This is a genomic window from Actinomadura nitritigenes, assembly GCF_017573545.1.
Taxonomy (GTDB): Bacteria; Actinomycetota; Actinomycetes; order Streptosporangiales; family Streptosporangiaceae; genus Spirillospora; species Spirillospora nitritigenes.
Genome location: NZ_JAGEOK010000002.1, coordinates 202,519 through 217,688 on the forward strand (window position 1 = coordinate 202,519; position 15,170 = coordinate 217,688).

Consider the following 15,170-nt stretch of genomic DNA (forward strand, 5'->3'; position numbering starts at 1 on the left):
TCAGCTGCAACCGGATGCCCGGCGTCCGAACGTCGGCTCAGCCGCTCTGGGTGGGGACGAGCGAAATGTTGTCGAGGTAGAGGTTGTAGGCGGGGCCGTACGTGCCGACTTGGAAGCCGAGGCTGCGGTCGGACGCGGTGTAGTACATGGCGACCGGCACTTCGAAGTGCTGCGTGGTCGTGGTGAGCGCGACTGGGCGGTCCCAGTAGGGGATGTACTGGCCGGTGTTGTAGGTGTAGACGCTCACGTCGAGGGTCACGTCCCGGGTGGCCCGGGCGTCGAAGGACAGCGTGTAGAGCTGCTGGCCGGTAAAGGACAGGGGCGAGTACCCGATCGAGTGGTCCCACGGGTTGACGATGCCACCCGGGAGATCGCCGAAGCCGCCGGACGGGACGTTGGCCTCGAGCTCTCCGTTCGTCGCGCGGATATCAACGTCGTTGCCCCACCACTGGCCGGTGTCGTTGGTGAAGGTCGAGTCGCCGAGCATCTCGCCGGGTGCCGTGTCAGCCAGAGCGGCGCTACCGCTACCGGCAACCGCCAGGACGGCCACGCTCAGCGCGGCCACGAGGTGACGCATCGATTTCACGGGAGGTTCCACCTTTCGTCGGGGGGAAGCCGATCACCGCTGATTAGATCACGTGTGAATCCGGTTAACAACTATTTCGTTGATTACAATGCGTAGTACTGTGAAGTAGCTACACACCACTCTTCTAGGCGAGCGTGGGGCGGGCGGCCGTAGGTGATGCGCCCTGGCGGGATCGGGGTCGCTTTCATGGGGTGTCCCATAAGGGATCAACGAGGTGGCGAAAGGCGGACCTCGGTGTCGGCGGAGGCGTCTAGCGTGGCCGCATGAATGATCATCCCCCCGTGACCGGTGACGAGAACGTCCTCGACATCCCCGCGGAGCTGCGCACGGAACTGCTGATCAGGCGCGGTGGGACGGTGCCGAGCCCGCCGCCGGCGATCGACCCGTCCGCCGCCGCGCGGGTCGCCGACCGGCTGGCCGGGAACCGCGCCGCCGTAGACCGGATGCTGGGCCATCTGGGCAGCGACCCCGGTGCGGTCCGGGCGGCGCGGGCGTACCTGGACGGCGAGCCGGACCCGCGCGGCGCCGCCGCCGTCGCCCTCGTCGAGACGCACGTGTCCCGGGGCGAGGAGCACGATCGGTGGACCGCCGCGTGGTCCACCGAGAACGCCGTCCCCTGGGTGGACGCGTGGGCGGTCGAGCACGGGCTCGCCTTCGCGGCCCGCGCCGGCGCGGAGGCGGACGGCCTCGCCATCGGCCGGGACGAGCTGAGCGGCGACCACGTCCTGGAGGCCCGCGGCTGGTCGGAGCAGCGGCTGCCGTGGGCGACGGGCCCGGCCGGGCGGCGGACGCGCGCGCTGCTGGCGGTCGCGGACGAGGCGGACCACGCCGCGGCCGTCGCGGGGCTCGCCGGGCACCGCGCCGCGCGCGCGCAGCGCCAGGTGGTCGCCTTCCTGGTCCCCGACCAGGAGGAATGGGTGGACGAGTGCGTCCGGGAACGGCCCGGGCCGGAGACCCACGGGTCGAAGCTGCTCTGGTGCTCGGTCGGGTCCGCAGGGCACCTCGCCCGGCTGCGCGGCGCGAAGCGGGCGAGGTTCGGGGACGACGAGGTCGGCCTGGACGTCCTGCTCACGGCGGCGGAGGGGATCGGACCGGCCGTCGCCCCGCTTCTGGCCGCGGCGCTCAAGGACACCGACTGGGAGGTCCGCGACATCATTCACGGGGCGGGGTTCAACGCCCGCGCGCGCAAGGCGATCTTCCAGGTGCTGTCGCCGCTGCCGAGCGACGAGGCGTTCGCGATCGTGGCCGCCGACACCGCCCGGCCGGGCGGGCTGGCCGCCCTGACGGCGATGATCGAGCGCTTCCCGGTCCGGGCCGTCCGCCTCCTCGCGGAGCGCTCCGGGGAGTCCGACCAGGCGAGACTGCTGCTCAGCGGGCATCTGCGGGCGCATCCCGAGCTTGCGTCGCGGGTGCTGGACGCCCAGGTGCGTTCGGCGGTCGAGGCCGTTGAAAAGGCACGGACGCCGGAGGCTCCCGAGAGCGCCGTCCCGAAGGCGCTCCGGAGACCCGGCAAGGACGGCGCCCTGCGATGGGCCCCGACCGCCCTGCTCCCGCAGATCCTCATGCGGGGCCGCGAGGACGCGCTGCCGGAGGCCGCGACCGCGAACCTGCTCGCGGCGCTCGGCAAGGCGAGCCCGAAGCGTCCCCCGACCGCGCCGCTGCGGGAGGCGCTGGACGCGCTCGACCCGGTGTCCCTCGCGCGGTTCGGCTGGGCGCTGTTCGAGCTCGGCCGCTCCGTCGGGGAGGAGTCGCGGGCGGTCTGGGCGCAGCTCTGCTGGACCGGCGACGACGAGACGATGCGCCGCCTCGGCGCCCTGGCGCGCGCCGCCACCGGTCAGTCCCACATCAGGATGCCGCTGAACGGCCTCGACGTGCTCGCCGCGTCCGGTTCGGACGTCGCCCTCCTGCAACTCCACCTCGTCGCCGAGAAGGCACGGCCCAAACGGCTGAAGAACAAGGCGGGCAAGCTGCTCGCCCAGGTCGCGGAGGCGCGCGGCCTCACCCTGGACCAGCTCGCCGACCGGATGGTCCCGGACTTCGGGCTGGACGCCTCGGGCGGCATGACGCTCGACTTCGGGCCGCGTTCCTTCCGGGTCGGCTTCGACGAGCAGCTCCGCCCCGTCGTGTTCGACGGCAACGGCACGCTGCGCAAGTCGCTGCCCAAGCCGGGCGCGAAGGACGATCCCGACCTCGCGGAGGCCGCGGTGCGGGCGTTCGCCGGGCTGAAGAAGGACGTCCGGAGCGCCGCGTCCGACCTGGTCCGGCGGATGGAGCGGGCGATGGCGCGGCAGCGCCGCTGGAGCGCCGGGGACTTCCGCCGGTTCTTCGCGGAGCATCCGCTCGCGTGCCACCTCGCCCGGCGCCTCGTCTGGCTGTCCGAGGACGGCGGCGGCGCGGCCACGGCGTTCCGCGTCGCCGAGGACCGCTCCTTCGCCGGCGTGGACGACGAGGCCCTCGTCCTGCCCGACTCGGGCGCCGTCCTCGTCGCGCACCCGCTCCGGCTCGGCGAGACCGTCGCCGCGTGGAGCGAGCTGTTCGCCGACTACGAGATCCTCCAGCCGTTCCCCCAGCTCGGCAGGCCCGTCGGTGCGCTCACCGAGCGGGAGCGCGCGAGCGACCGCATCGAGCGCTTCACCGGGACGCGGGTCGGCGTCGGCTCGCTGCTGAGGCTGGAACGCGAGGGCTGGCGCCGCGGCCCCTCCGGGGACGGGGGCATGCAGAGCACGATGCGGCTCGACGCGCCGACCGGGCACACGGTCGTCCTGGACGTCTTCCCCGGATTCCTCGCCACGTCCCCGGCCGGCCTGGAGGAGCAGACGCTGGAAGGGGTCTGGATCACCGACCACGACGCCTACGACTACGGCGGCGACAAGTCGGAGGCCACGTTCGCCGAGCTGGACGACGTCACGGCGTCCGAACTCCTCTACGCCCTGAACACCGTCGCGAGCCACACGTGACCTCCGGCTCCGCGCCCGCGATCAGGGGCCCCTCCGCCGGGGGCCTCGCGGCATGTGCTCATCCTGGAGTGTGGACGAGAAGCGGCCATTGGTGACGTTCGGGCACGGGACGGCGGCACGGGAGGAGCTGGCGCGCCTGCTGCACGGCGCCGGGGTGCGGTCCGTGGTGGACGTGCGGACCGCACCCGGCAGCCGCCGCAACCCGGACGTGCAGCGCGACGCGCTGCGCGAGTGGCTGCCCGCGGAGGGCATCGGCTACCGCTGGGAGAAGCGGCTCGGCGGTTTCCGCAAGGCCGCGCCCGACTCGCCCGACACCTTCTGGCGGAACGAGTCGTTCCGCGGCTACGCCGGGCACACCCGCGACCCGGAGTTCGTGGCCGCCATGGACGAGCTGCTGCCGGAGGCGGACCGGGCGTCCACGGCCGTGATGTGCAGTGAGTCGCTCTGGTGGCGGTGCCACCGGCGGCTCATCGCCGACTTCGCCGTCCTGGCCCGTGCCCGCCCGGTACTGCACCTCGCGCACGACGGCCGCCTCACCGAGCATCCGCCGACGTCCGGCGCCCGCCTCCGCTCCGACGGCCTCCTCGTCTACGACGGCGAGTAGCGGAGCCGCCCCCGTCCGTGCGGGGTTCAGCCGGATATCGGCGCTCTGGCTTCACCGATGCCCGCGGCCGATGCTCCCTCGGCGCGGTCGGGTGGGGCGGCTGGTCAGGGTTCCGGGTCGACGAGGAACACCGGGTGGTGCTCCCGCGCCTCGAGGGCGTCCCGCACGAACGGGACGATCCGGAACTTGCGCCGGTAGGCGCGCAGGACGCGGGGCGCGCGGTCGTCGTCGACCTCCGTGAGGCGCACCGGCCGGAGCCGCCGCCCGCGGCCGAGCCGCGCCCGGCCGTCCGCGCGCACGTTGCGGACCCAGTGGGTGTCGCCGAACGGCGAGACGAGCCACTGCCGCCCTTCGAACTTCAGCAGGGCGACCGGCGCAGTGCGGGGCAGGCCGGTGCGCCTGCCCCGCGTGCGCAGCAGGACCAGCGGCCCCATCGGGACGCCCCACCCGAGCAGCCGGAGCGGGCCTCGGCTCATCCGTGCCAGCTTCGGCGGGAGTTCAACGGAGGCCATCGCCGCTCCTTCGATGCCGGGGCCGGACGCGGCGGCCGCGCCGCACCGAACCGGGGAATCGTTCCCCACTTGAGCGTGGCACGCTTCCCGCCACCGGGCAACCCTAAGCGGGGGTTTATTCCCCACTTCTCCGTTCGCCGCCGGTCACGCGGCCGAGCAGGGCGGTGGCGGCGACCATGGCGGCGGCGGTCGCGCCACCGAGCAGCATGACCGTGCGCGCGGACGTATGGTCCAGCACGACCCCTCCGATCAGGGCGCCGCTCGACAGGGTCGCCTGGAACGACGCCGTGAACAGGACCGACGCGGCCTCCGGGCTCTCCGGCGCCGATCGGGCGAAGCACGCCTGCGAGCAGACCGGGACGGCGCCGTAGCCGATCCCCCAGACGACGAGCAGCCCGAGGGCGCCCGGTTCCGCGCGTCCCAGGAACGGCAGCGCCAGAACGGCGACGGAGATCAGGGCTCCGGCGGCCCCGAACGCGGCACGGGGGCGGCGGGCGGCGGCCGTGCCCGCGAGGAAGGTGCCCGCGACCCCGGCGGCGCCGTACGCGAGCAGGAAGAGCGTGATCCGCGCCGCTGGCACCTCCGTGACGCCTTCCAGGAACGGCGCCACATAGGTGTAGGCACCGAAGTGCGCGAGGACGACGAGGAAGGTCAGCAGCAGGGCGGACCGGGTGCCGGTGCCGCGGAGCATGCCGCGCAGAACGCCGAGGCGCGCGGCCCGTTCCGCGGGCAGCGGGGGCAGCAGCAGGACGAGCGCGACCAGCACCCCCGCCGACAGCACGCCCGGCATGAGGAATCCTGCCCGCCACCCCCCGAGGTCGCCGATCAGCGTGCCCAGCGGCACGCCGACGACCGATCCCAGCGGGACGGCCGAGAACACGACCGCGGTGGCCCTGCGCGCCGACCGGGCGGGGACGAGCCGGCCGGCCAGTCCGGCGCCGATCGACCAGAAGCCGCCGATGACGATCCCCACGAGGACCCTGGACAGCAGCACCGCCCAGTACGCCGGTGCCGCGGCGGCGATGGCGTTCGCGGACGCCAGCAGGAACATGAAGGCGCAGAGCATCCGCCGGCGGTCGACGCCCGCGGTCGCGACGGTGACGGTGGGGGCGGCGGCGGCCGCGACATAGCCGGGCATCGCCATCATCAGCCCGGCCGTGCCGTCGGAGACGGTGAAGTCCGCCCCGATCGGGGTCAGCAGCCCGATCGGCAGGATCTCGGTGGTGACGATGGCGAAGATGCCCGTCGTCACCGCGAGCACCGCAGGCCAGCCGGACGAGGGAGGAGCGGTCCGGCCGGTGGCCGGAGGGGTGGCCGTGCGCATCGGTGCCGTCCTGGGGTCGGGAGCGCGGGGACGCGTCACAGCCAACAGGCGGCGCCGGAGCCGGGCTGGCGGATTCCCGACGCCGACATGGGTGACGTCGGTTTCCCGCGACGGACCTTCAGGGGACGGAGGGCGTCAAGCGCGTCCTACTCGCCGCCGTCCGCCTGAGCCGGCTCGGCCGTGTCCTGCAAGGCCCGCTGGGTGGCCTGGTGCACGCGGACGGCCAGCACGGCGCGCGCGAACCGGGCGGCGAGCTCGCTGTCGAGGACGTCCGGGACCTGCTCGACGCCGATCAGCCCGCCGGGCCTGGCGATGATCGCGCCGGCATCGCCGACCTTGACGCCCTGGCCCTCGCCGAGCTCCTCGACGGCCGGGAGGTCGAGGGCCGCGCGCAGCGTGTCCTGCAGGGAGCGGACGGTGGCGGCGTCCCGGTCGGCGCGCTCGGCGGCGATCTCGGCGCGCTGCTCGGCCCGCTCGATGCGGGCGTCGGCGCCCTCGGCGCGGGCGGCGGTCTCGTCGGCGAGCTTCTCGGCGCGGTCGGCGCGCGCGGCCTGCTCGTCGGCGCGGGCCGTCGCGGACTCGCGCTCGGCGGTGCGCCGGGCCGCCTCGGCCTGCGCGGCGGTCAGCTCCTCGCGCAGCCGCCGCTCGGTCTCGGCTGCGGCGTCGAGCCGGGAGCGCGCCTCGTCGAGCTCGGCGCGGGCCTCCTTCAGCTCGGCGTGCGCGGTGGCGAGCGCGGTCTGCTCGCCGGCGAGGCGGCCGGCGAGGGCGTCGCGCTCGTTCTCGGCGTCGGTGCGGGCCTGGTGCTCGGTCCGCCAGGCGGCCTCGGCGTGCTTGCGGAGCCCGTCGGCCTGCGCGGCCTCGTTGGCGGCGGTGGCGCGGGCCTGCTGGGCGGCGCCGGCCTCCTTCCAGGCGGCGGCCTCGCTCTCCTGCGCGGCGGCGACGCTGGCCTTCGCGGCGGCCATGCCCTTCTGGAGCTCCTCGATCGCGGCGGCGGCCTCCGCGCGGGCGGCCTCCGCGCGGGCCTCGGCCTCGAGGGTGCGGGCGTCGGCCGCGGCGGCGGCGGTGCGCTCGGCGCGGGCCTCGGCGAGGGCCTCCCCGGCGCCGTCGATCGCGCCGCGGACCTCCCCGTCGAGCCGTTCGCCGAGCGCGGCGGCGGCCTTGACCAGCTCGACGACCATGTCGCCGAGCCGGTCGACGTCGTCGCCGAAGGTGCGCAGGGCGGCGCTCCCGGCGGCGTCGCGCCGCTCGGCCTCCCGCGCGTGCGCCTCGCGGTGCGCGTCGCTGCAGAACCGGGACGCGCCGGGCGGGAGCGGGCGCGCGCAGTGCTGGCAGATCCCGGGCCCGGCCTCCTCGGCGGCCGCTCCGGCGGGCGCCTCCGGGTCCGGCTCGTCGCCGCCCGCCGGGTCGTCGGGCAGCGGCCGCAGCGGCGCGGTCGCCAGGTCGAGAGCCTCGGTGCCGGCGGCCGGCAGGCCGTCTTGATCGTCGTGCACGGCAGCATCCTAGTGAGATATGACAAATCCGCACGTGACTGAGCGAATCGGGCATCACGTCCGGCGGAATTGACCTCAACATTGGTCGAGGTCCTAGCGTGCTGCATGATCGACTCTGAGGGAGGAATCATGCGGGTCGCGGGGTTCGGCGAGCCGGGCGGACCGGACGTGCTGAGGCCGATGGAGATCGCGACGCCCGAGGCGGGGCCCGGCGAGGTGCGGGTCCGGGTCCGTGCCGCGGGAGTGCAGCCGTTCGACCTGGCCGTCCGGGAGGGATGGACGCCGCCGGGCACGCCGGAGGGGTTCCCGCGCGTGCCGGGGAACGAGTTCGCGGGCACGGTCGACCAGGCCGGCGACGGGGTCGCGGACTTCCGGCCGGGCGACGAGGTGATGGGCAACTGCCGGCTCAACGCCTACGCGGAGTACGTCGTCGTCCCGGCCGCGGCGGTGACGGCGAAGCCCGCGAGCATGCCGTGGGAGGTGGCGGGCGCCTTCCCCGCGGCCGTGATGACGCCGCACATCGCGCTGGAGGAGATGGGCGTCGGCGCCGGCGACACCCTGCTCGTCCACGCGGCGGCGGGCGGGGTCGGGGCGGTCGCCGTCCAGCTCGCGCGGATCGCCGGCGCGACCGTCGTCGGCACGGCGAGCGAGGCCAACCACGACTACCTGCGCTCGCTCGGCGCGATCCCGGTCGCCTACGGGGACGGCCTGGAGGAGCGCATCCGGGACGCGGCGCCCGGCGGGGTCGACGCCGCGCTGGACGGCGCGGGCGGCGGCGCCCTGGAGGTGTCGCTGAAGCTCGTCCGGGACCGGAACCGGATCATCACGCTGGTCGAGCACGCGCGGGCCGCCGAGCTCGGCGTGCGCGTCACCCCGGACAAGCGGTCGTCGGCGCGGATCGCGGAGGCCGCGCGGTTCTACGAGGAGGGACGGCTGCGCCTGCACCTGCGCGCGACGTTCCCCCTCGACCGCGCGGCGGACGCGCACCGCGAGGTCGCCACCGGCCACGGCCGGGGCAAGGTCGTCCTCACGCTGCCGGAGGAAGGACGGGACGATGTGGCCTGAGCACCTGGACGTCGGAGCCGTGCGGTTCGCGCGGCCGACGGCGCGCTTCGAGGAGATCCTCGCCTTCTACCGGGACGTGCTGGGCCTGCCGGTGCTGGCCGAGTGGCGGGACCACGCGGGGTACGACGGGGTGGTGTTCGGGCTGCCGGGGACGCCCGTCCATATGGAGATCACCCAGAGCGGTGCGCCGCCCCGGATCCCGGAGCCGCACCCGGAGAACCAGCTCGTCCTCTACCTCAGGGGCGCCGGGGCGCGGGACGCGGCGGCGGCCCGCCTGACCGGGCACGGGCACCGGCCGGTCGCGCCGGAGAACCCGTACTGGTCGGACCACGGAGCGGTCGTGTTCCAGGATCCGGACGGGTGGCAGGTCGTCCTTGCGCCCTGGGTGTTCGGCGCGGAGCCGCCGCCGGGCTAGTGGGTGGCGTACCAGTGCGCCGACAGCAGGTGGACCACGGCCAGGACGCTCGCGCCGGCGGCCATGCCCGGGACGCGGCGCAGGACGCCGAGCACCGCGTCCCCCGCCTGAATCACTCCCGCGACGGCGAGGAGCGGCACGACGGCCGCCGCGTCGGCGACGAGCAGCACCGCGACGACGGCGATGCTCAGCGGGATCGCGCGGACGGCGTAGACGCGGGCGTAGAAGTCGACTCCGGAGGTGACGGTCTCCCCCGAGGCCAGCATCAGGCCGGGGCGGGCGGCGCCCAGCACGCTGGACGCGCCCGCCACCAGGGCCGCGGCGGCGTTGGCCGCCACCAGGATCGTCTCGACGGCACTCATCTTTCACACTCCAAATGATTCAGGCTATGAATGATTTGGGACGAGTATCGTCGGCGCCGCACGTCGTCAAGGGCCCGCCCGGCTACGGCTTCGCGGCCTCGGCGCGGAAGAGGGCGGCGGCGATCTGGACGAACGAGCGGATGAGCGGGCCGGGGTCGTCGCCCGCCCAGGCGACCACCAGCCGGCTCGGCGGCATGTCGGTCACGGGGACCGAGGTGAGGCCCTCGGGCAGCGCGTCGGCGAGCGGGCCCAGCCCGATCGTCCCGCTCCACAGGACGGCCTGCAGGCACTCGTTGACGGTCCGCACCACGGGACCGTCCGCCGCGGAGCCCGCCGCAGGACCCGTCCAGTAGGCCGACCACACCGGGTCGGTCCCGTCCGGGAACCGGAACCACCGGCGGCCGGCGAGGTCGTCCAGCCGCAGGGTGTCGCGCCCGGCGAGCGGGTCGTCGGTGCGCAGCACGGCCCCGACGGGGTCGGCGCGCAACTCGTGGACGGTGATGCCGGCGTCGTCGAAGGGCGTCCGGGTGAGCGCGACGTCGACGAGCCCGGCCCGCAGGCCGGTGGTCGGGTCGGTGAGGTCGGCCTCGCGGACCCGGACGTCGACGCCGGGGTGGCGGCGGCGGAACGCGGCGGCGAGCCGGGTGCCCGCCTGCTGCGCGCTGTCGGCGAGCGTGCCGACCGTCAGTGTGGCGGCACCGGTCGCGGCGGCGACGCGGGCGCGCAGGTGGTCGGCCTGCTCCAGCAGCAGGCGCGCCTCGCCGTAGAGGACCGTCCCGGCGGCGGTCAGCGCGACCCCGGCGGGCGAGCGGTCGAGCAGCACGGCGCCGAGGTCGGTCTCCAGCCGCCTGATGGCCCGGCTGAGCGGCGGCTGCGTCATGTGCAGCCGCGCGGCGGCGCGCCCGAAATGGCGTTCCTCGGCGACGGCCACGAAGTAGCGCAGCGAGCGTAGGTCCATCACCGGCGACGATACCCGGACGGTATCGGGCGGATCCAACCGGTGTTGGACGCCCGCGACGCCCCGGCGATGCACTGGGACCTCCTGACGGAGGGGTGACGCCATGCCTGAACACACCGAGCCCGCGTACGCGGGGCCCGACCCGATCGTGGACGTCGGCGGAGCGCGCGAGGTCGCCGACGACCTCGTGGTGATCCCGAACCGCGGGGTGCAGCTGGTGCCGAACATCGGCGTCATCGGCGGCGCGCATTCCGTGCTGGTCGTCGAGACCGGCATGGGCCCGCGGAACACCGAGGCGGTGCTGGAGTTCGCCGACGAGTACGCCAAGGGCCGCCGGCTGTACCTGACCACGACGCATTTCCATCCCGAGCACGCGTTCGGCGCGCAGGCGTTCGCCGGGGAGGCGACGTACCTGGTCAACGGTGCGCAGGCCGAGGATCTCGCCACCAAGGGCGACGGCTATCTCCACATGTTCCGGGGCCTCGGCGCGCCGGTCGCGCGGCAGCTCGAAGGCGTGGAGCTGGGCGCGCCCGACGTCGTCTACGGCGAGGCGCACGACCTCGACCTCGGCGGACGGGTCGTGCGGCTGCGGGCGACGGGCCGCGCGCACAGCCGGGGCGACCAGGTGGTGACGGTCCCGGACGCCGGGGTGATGTTCACCGGCGACCTCGCGGAGGCCGGCCAGTTCGCGATCTTCCCGTGGTTCCCGCCGCACGACACCGACGTCTCCGGGACGCGCTGGATCGCCGTGATGCGGCGGCTGGCGGCGGAGGCGCCGCGCGTGGTGGTCCCGGGGCACGGGGACGTCGGCGGCCCGGGGCTGCTCGCGGACGTCCGCGACTACCTGGAGCTGCTGCGCGACGAGACCTGGGCGCGCCGGGACTCGGCGGCGAGCGAGGAGACGATCGTCGAGGAGGTCCGGGCGCTGATGATCGAGCGGCGTCCCGAGTGGGCCGGGCGGGAGTGGATCGAGAGGGGCGTCGGCTGCCTCTGCGCCGAGCACCCTGACGGTTCACACACAGAATGATTCATGGCGAGTAACATCGTCGCCATGAGCGATGCCAGCGGCCTGCCCGCCACGGTGGCGTTCCGGCTCGGGACGCTCGGCGCGATCTACGGCGACCGGCTCGCCGCGAAGATCGCCGCCCACGACCTGAAGCTCAAGCACGCCGGGCTGATGACGGCGCTGGAGGCGGGGGTCGCGGCGTCGCAGCAGGACCTCGCGGCGCGGATGGGCGTCGCGCCGAGCCTGGTCGTCGCGCTCGCCGACCACCTCGTGAGGCTCGGCGCGATCGAGCGGCGCCGCGACCCGGCTGACCGGCGCCGGCAGGTCCTCACGCTGACCGACCACGGCCGTGAGCTGCTGCGCCGGTGCGCGGAGGCGGCACGGGAGGTGGACGAGGAGATCGCCGCGCCGCTCGGCGCCGGCCAGCGCGCCGCCCTGCACGAGGCGCTCGGCGCGATCGCCGAGCGGGCGGGCCTGCCGACCGCGTGAACCCGGGCCCGTCGGCCGCCCGGGGGCGGGCCCGCCGGCCGCGTCAGGGTGGGTGCGGCGGGGCCACCTTGACGGTTCCCGGGCCGCCGGACCGCGCCTAGCCTCGAAGGCATGGACAGGGAGAACGCGCTCGGCGAGTTCCTGCGGGCACGGCGCGGGCTCGTCGCGCCGGAGGACGCGGGCATCGAGCCCGGCCCGCGGCGGCGGGTCGCCGGGCTGCGGCGCGAGGAGGTCGCGCAGCTGGCCGGGGTCAGCGCCGACTACTACGTGCGGCTCGAGCAGGGCCGCGAGCGGAACCCGTCGGCGCAGGTCGTCGACGCGCTGGCGCGCGCGCTGAACCTGGAGGAGGACGCGGCCGCGCACCTGCACAAGCTCGCGCGCCCCCAGACCAGGGGACGCCGCGCGCCGCGCCGGGAGCGGGTCAGCCCGAACCTGATGCAGATGCTGCAGGCCTGGCCGAACACCCCGGCGGTCGTGCTCGGGCGCACGCTCACCGTCCTCGCCCACAACCCGCTCGGCAAGGCCCTGTTCGGCGGCCACGCGTACAGCGGCGACCTGGTCCGGCTGGTGTTCCTCGACCCCGACGGACGGGACTTCTACCCCGAGTGGGACCGGGTCGCGGTCAACACCGTCGCCGGGCTGCGGGCGTCCGCCGGGCTCGACCCCGACGATCCCGCGCTGGTCGAGACGGTCGGCGAGCTGTCGGTGAAGAGCGCCGAGTTCCGCCGGCTGTGGGCCCGCCACGACATCCGCCAGAAGACGCACGAGACGAAACGCTTCCAGCATCCGCTCGTCGGCGAGCTGACGCTGACCTACGAGTCGCTGACCGTGAACAGCGCCCCGGGGCAGCAGCTCGTCGTCTACCAGGCCGCACCGGGCAGCGCGTCCGAGGAGGCGCTGGCCCTGCTCGGCAGCCTCACCGCGGGCGACGCGCCGGAAGCCACGCCAACGAAGGAAAGACAGAAATGACCGTCTGGTTCATCACCGGCTGCTCGACCGGGCTCGGACGGGCCCTCGCCGAGACCGTCCTGGAACGCGGCGACAGCGCCGCCGTCACCGCCCGCGACCCGCGGGCCGTGGCCGACATCGTCGAGGGCCACGGGGACCGCGCGCTCGCGCTCCCCCTCGACGTCACCGACAAGGAGCAGATCGCCGCCGCCGTGAAGCGCGCCGAGGACGCGTTCGGCCGCATCGACGTGCTCGTCAACAACGCCGGGTACGGCTACCTCGCCGCCGTCGAGGAGGGCGAGGACGCCGAGGTCCGCGCGCTGTTCGACACGAACGTCTTCGGGCTCGCGGACGTCACCAAGGCCGTCCTGCCCGGCATGCGCGCGCGACGCTCCGGCGGCATCGTCAACGTCTCCTCGCTCGGCGGGCTCGCCGCGTTCGGCGCGACGGGCTACTACCACGCGACGAAGTTCGCGGTCGAAGGGCTCTCGGAGTCCCTCGCCGCCGAGGTCGCGCCGCTCGGCATCCGCGTCACGATCGTCGAGCCGGGAGCGTTCCGGACGAACTGGTCGGGCCCGTCGATGCGGCAGTCGCCCGTCTCGATCGACGACTACGCCGCCACCGCCGGGACCCGCCGGACGTCCACGCTCGCGACCTACGGCCACCAGCCGGGCGACCCGGTGCGCGCCGCGCGGGCGATCATCAGCGCGGTCGAGGCGGACGAGCCGCCGCTGCGGCTGCTCCTCGGCCAGGTCGCCTTCGACGTCGCCAACGCGCGCCTCGACCGGCTCCGCACGGAGTTCGCGGACTGGCGCGACGTCACCCTCGGCGCGGACTACCCGGAGACCGCCTGACGTAGCCGCCGTCGCGGCGCTCGTAGACGGGGTCGGCGGTGTGCCACGCCTCGTCCCGCAGCGGACGCTTGATCACCTTGTTGGTCGGGGTGCGCGGCAGCTCCGCGACGATCCGGACGTAGCGCGGCGCCCACTTGGTGCCGAGGTCGGGCTGGGCGTCCAGGAACGCCGCGAAGGCCCCGGGGTCGAACGCGTGCCCCGGGGCCATCGCGACCGCCGCCATGACCTGGTCGCCCACGTGCTCGTCCGGCACCGCGTAGACGGCGACGTCCGCGAACGCGTCGAACCGCGCGAGCAGCCGCTCGACGGGCGCGGCGGCGAAGTTCTCGCCGTCCACCCGCAGCCAGTCGCTGTCGCGGCCGGCGAAGTACCAGTAGCCGTCGGCGTCGCGGTAGGCGAGGTCGCCCGACCAGGTCCAGCCGTTGCGGACGCGCTTCGCCGTCGCCTCGGGGTTGTTGTAGTAGCCCTCGAACTTGCCGGCGCCCTTCATGTCGACGATCTCGCCGATCGCCTCGTCGGCGTTCAGCAGCTCGCCGTGCGGGCCGAACGTCGCGGGCGGGCATTCGCGCAGCGTCTCCGGGTCCATCACGACGGTGCCCGCCTCGGCGACGCCGAGCGAGCCGGGCGGCGTGCCCGGGACGCGGGTGAGCCGGATCTCGCCCTCGCTCGACCCGTAGGAGTCGATGACCGTGCAGCCGAAGCGGCGCGCGAACTCCTCGATGTCGCGCTGCGCCGCCTCGTTGCCGAACGCGATCCGCAGCGGGTTGTCCGCGTCGTCCGGTTTCTCGGGGACGGCGAGGATGTAGTTCAGCGGCTTGCCGACGTAGTTGAAGAACGTGACGCCGTAGCGGCGGACGTCCGGCAGGAACCCCGAGGCGGAGAACTTCCGCCGCAGTGCCACGCACCCGCCGGTCGCGACCGCCGGGGCGATCCCGGCCATCAGCGCGTTGGAGTGGAACATCGGCATCACGACGTAGAACACGTCGTCACGGGTCAGCTTCCGCCGGTCGCGCTGCTGCACCGCGATCCGGCCGAGCCGGCCCTGCGTGCAGATGACCGCCTTCGGCGCGGACGTCGTCCCCGACGTGAACACCAGCGAGAAGATCGTCTCCGGGGCGACCGGCTCGATCGGGCCGGGACGGGCGGCGGCGAGCGCCTCGGGGTAGGCGCCGCCGTCCACGGTCAGCACCGGCACGTCCGGGACGAGGCCCTCGACCAGCGGCGCCCGGGACGTCTCGGTGACCAGCAGCGCGCAGTCGGTGTGCGTGATGTCGCGGGCCAGCTCGGCGCCGCGCCGCGTCGGGTTCAGCTCGACCACCGGGACGCCCGCGAGGGCCGCGCCGAGCAGCCAGAACAGGTGCTCGGGCCCGTTCTCCAGGAACAGCCCGGCATGCCAGGGCCCGGGCCTTCGCGCCGCGAGGGCGAGCCCGGCGCGCAGCCGCGCCTCCGCGACGACCTCGCGCCACGTCCACGAGCGGTCCTCGAACCACAGGCCCGTCCGGTCGTCGTCCGCGCGCGCGGCGACCAGCTCGGCGAACGTGATCGCCTCGGGCGGCCGGTCGTCCCCCAGCACCTCTGCCATCTGTCCTCCCGCTACCCA

At 74.8% G+C, this 15,170-nt stretch carries 15 protein-coding genes; 8 read left to right on the forward strand and 7 right to left on the reverse strand.

The genetic code is table 11. From position 1 onward, the window contains the following. Positions 1-37: 37 nt before the first annotated feature. Positions 38-586 (reverse strand): carbohydrate binding domain-containing protein, encoded by a 549-nt coding sequence (locus tag J4557_RS03265; RefSeq protein ID WP_208264823.1) that lies wholly within the window; start codon positions 584-586, stop codon positions 38-40. Positions 587-867: 281 nt separating this feature from the next. Between J4557_RS03265 and J4557_RS51515 the strand changes: the two genes are divergently transcribed. Both J4557_RS51515 and J4557_RS03275 read left to right on the forward strand, forming a co-directional pair. After that, positions 868-3,543 (forward strand): DUF4132 domain-containing protein, encoded by a 2,676-nt coding sequence (locus J4557_RS51515; RefSeq protein WP_208264824.1) that lies wholly within the window; start codon positions 868-870, stop codon positions 3,541-3,543. A 70-nt stretch (positions 3,544-3,613) separates the two neighbouring features. After that, positions 3,614-4,147 (forward strand): DUF488 domain-containing protein, encoded by a 534-nt coding sequence (locus J4557_RS03275; protein WP_208264825.1) that lies wholly within the window; start codon positions 3,614-3,616, stop codon positions 4,145-4,147. A 104-nt stretch (positions 4,148-4,251) separates the two neighbouring features. On the opposite strand, the gene J4557_RS03280 is transcribed toward J4557_RS03275, so the two are convergent. From J4557_RS03280 to J4557_RS03290, 3 genes are all read right to left on the reverse strand, one after another. Beyond that, positions 4,252-4,659, reverse strand: coding sequence for a nitroreductase family deazaflavin-dependent oxidoreductase (locus J4557_RS03280; protein ID WP_208264826.1), 408 nt, complete (start codon positions 4,657-4,659; stop codon positions 4,252-4,254). 115 nt (positions 4,660-4,774) lie between these two features. After that, positions 4,775-5,983, reverse strand: coding sequence for an MFS transporter (locus J4557_RS03285; RefSeq protein WP_208264827.1), 1,209 nt, complete (start codon positions 5,981-5,983; stop codon positions 4,775-4,777). A 146-nt stretch (positions 5,984-6,129) separates the two neighbouring features. Then, the gene (locus J4557_RS03290) at positions 6,130-7,473 is read right to left on the reverse strand and encodes a coiled-coil domain-containing protein (RefSeq protein ID WP_208264828.1); all 1,344 of its coding nucleotides are present in this window, start codon (positions 7,471-7,473) and stop codon (positions 6,130-6,132) included. 129 nt (positions 7,474-7,602) lie between these two features. On the opposite strand from J4557_RS03290, the gene J4557_RS03295 reads away from it, so the two are divergent. After that, positions 7,603-8,538, forward strand: coding sequence for an NADP-dependent oxidoreductase (locus tag J4557_RS03295; protein WP_208264829.1), 936 nt, complete (start codon positions 7,603-7,605; stop codon positions 8,536-8,538). Continuing rightward, positions 8,528-8,953 carry a VOC family protein gene (locus J4557_RS03300; RefSeq protein ID WP_208264830.1) on the forward strand — a complete coding sequence of 142 codons (426 nt, stop codon included), beginning with the start codon at positions 8,528-8,530 and terminating at the stop codon, positions 8,951-8,953. Before J4557_RS03295 ends, J4557_RS03300 begins: the two co-directional genes overlap by 11 nt. Here J4557_RS03300 and J4557_RS03305 read toward each other — a convergent pair. Both J4557_RS03305 and J4557_RS03310 read right to left on the reverse strand, forming a co-directional pair. Next, positions 8,950-9,315 (reverse strand): hypothetical protein, encoded by a 366-nt coding sequence (locus tag J4557_RS03305; RefSeq protein ID WP_208264831.1) that lies wholly within the window; start codon positions 9,313-9,315, stop codon positions 8,950-8,952. The two genes, J4557_RS03300 and J4557_RS03305, sit on opposite strands and share 4 nt — an antisense overlap. Before the next feature lie 82 nt (positions 9,316-9,397). Continuing rightward, positions 9,398-10,273, reverse strand: coding sequence for a LysR family transcriptional regulator (locus tag J4557_RS03310; RefSeq protein WP_208264832.1), 876 nt, complete (start codon positions 10,271-10,273; stop codon positions 9,398-9,400). 103 nt (positions 10,274-10,376) lie between these two features. Here J4557_RS03310 and J4557_RS03315 point away from each other — a divergent pair, with 103 nt between their 5' ends. The 4 genes from J4557_RS03315 (at position 10,377) to J4557_RS03330 (ending at position 13,570) form a co-directional block, all read left to right on the forward strand. Beyond that, the gene (locus J4557_RS03315) at positions 10,377-11,300 is read left to right on the forward strand and encodes an MBL fold metallo-hydrolase (protein WP_208264833.1); all 924 of its coding nucleotides are present in this window, start codon (positions 10,377-10,379) and stop codon (positions 11,298-11,300) included. 24 nt (positions 11,301-11,324) lie between these two features. Beyond that, positions 11,325-11,768, forward strand: a complete 444-nt coding sequence (locus J4557_RS03320) for a MarR family winged helix-turn-helix transcriptional regulator (RefSeq protein WP_208264834.1) — start codon at positions 11,325-11,327, stop codon at positions 11,766-11,768. A 111-nt stretch (positions 11,769-11,879) separates the two neighbouring features. After that, positions 11,880-12,737 (forward strand): helix-turn-helix transcriptional regulator, encoded by an 858-nt coding sequence (locus tag J4557_RS03325; protein ID WP_208264835.1) that lies wholly within the window; start codon positions 11,880-11,882, stop codon positions 12,735-12,737. Continuing rightward, positions 12,734-13,570 (forward strand): oxidoreductase, encoded by an 837-nt coding sequence (locus tag J4557_RS03330; RefSeq protein WP_208264836.1) that lies wholly within the window; start codon positions 12,734-12,736, stop codon positions 13,568-13,570. The genes J4557_RS03325 and J4557_RS03330 overlap by 4 nt, the downstream gene beginning before the upstream one ends. Here J4557_RS03330 and J4557_RS03335 read toward each other — a convergent pair. Then, complete coding sequence (locus tag J4557_RS03335; protein WP_208264837.1) at positions 13,536-15,152, reverse strand: AMP-binding protein; 1,617 nt, start codon at positions 15,150-15,152, stop codon at positions 13,536-13,538. The genes J4557_RS03330 and J4557_RS03335 overlap by 35 nt on opposite strands. Positions 15,153-15,170: the final 18 nt, after the last annotated feature.

Excerpts from the sequence above, each read along its gene's own strand:
- J4557_RS03280 (WP_208264826.1), bottom strand. The coding sequence starts at position 4,659 with ATGGCCTCCGTTGAACTCCCGCCGAAGCTGGCACGGATGAGCCGAGGC.
- J4557_RS03285 (WP_208264827.1), bottom strand. The coding sequence starts at position 5,983 with ATGCGCACGGCCACCCCTCCGGCCACCGGCCGGACCGCTCCTCCCTCG.
- J4557_RS03295 (WP_208264829.1), top strand. The coding sequence starts at position 7,603 with ATGCGGGTCGCGGGGTTCGGCGAGCCGGGCGGACCGGACGTGCTGAGG.
- J4557_RS03300 (WP_208264830.1), top strand. The coding sequence starts at position 8,528 with ATGTGGCCTGAGCACCTGGACGTCGGAGCCGTGCGGTTCGCGCGGCCG.
- J4557_RS03305 (WP_208264831.1), bottom strand. The coding sequence starts at position 9,315 with ATGAGTGCCGTCGAGACGATCCTGGTGGCGGCCAACGCCGCCGCGGCC.
- J4557_RS03310 (WP_208264832.1), bottom strand. The coding sequence starts at position 10,273 with ATGGACCTACGCTCGCTGCGCTACTTCGTGGCCGTCGCCGAGGAACGC.
- J4557_RS03315 (WP_208264833.1), top strand. The coding sequence starts at position 10,377 with ATGCCTGAACACACCGAGCCCGCGTACGCGGGGCCCGACCCGATCGTG.
- J4557_RS03320 (WP_208264834.1), top strand. The coding sequence starts at position 11,325 with ATGAGCGATGCCAGCGGCCTGCCCGCCACGGTGGCGTTCCGGCTCGGG.
- J4557_RS03325 (WP_208264835.1), top strand. The coding sequence starts at position 11,880 with ATGGACAGGGAGAACGCGCTCGGCGAGTTCCTGCGGGCACGGCGCGGG.
- J4557_RS03330 (WP_208264836.1), top strand. The coding sequence starts at position 12,734 with ATGACCGTCTGGTTCATCACCGGCTGCTCGACCGGGCTCGGACGGGCC.
- J4557_RS03335 (WP_208264837.1), bottom strand. The coding sequence starts at position 15,152 with ATGGCAGAGGTGCTGGGGGACGACCGGCCGCCCGAGGCGATCACGTTC.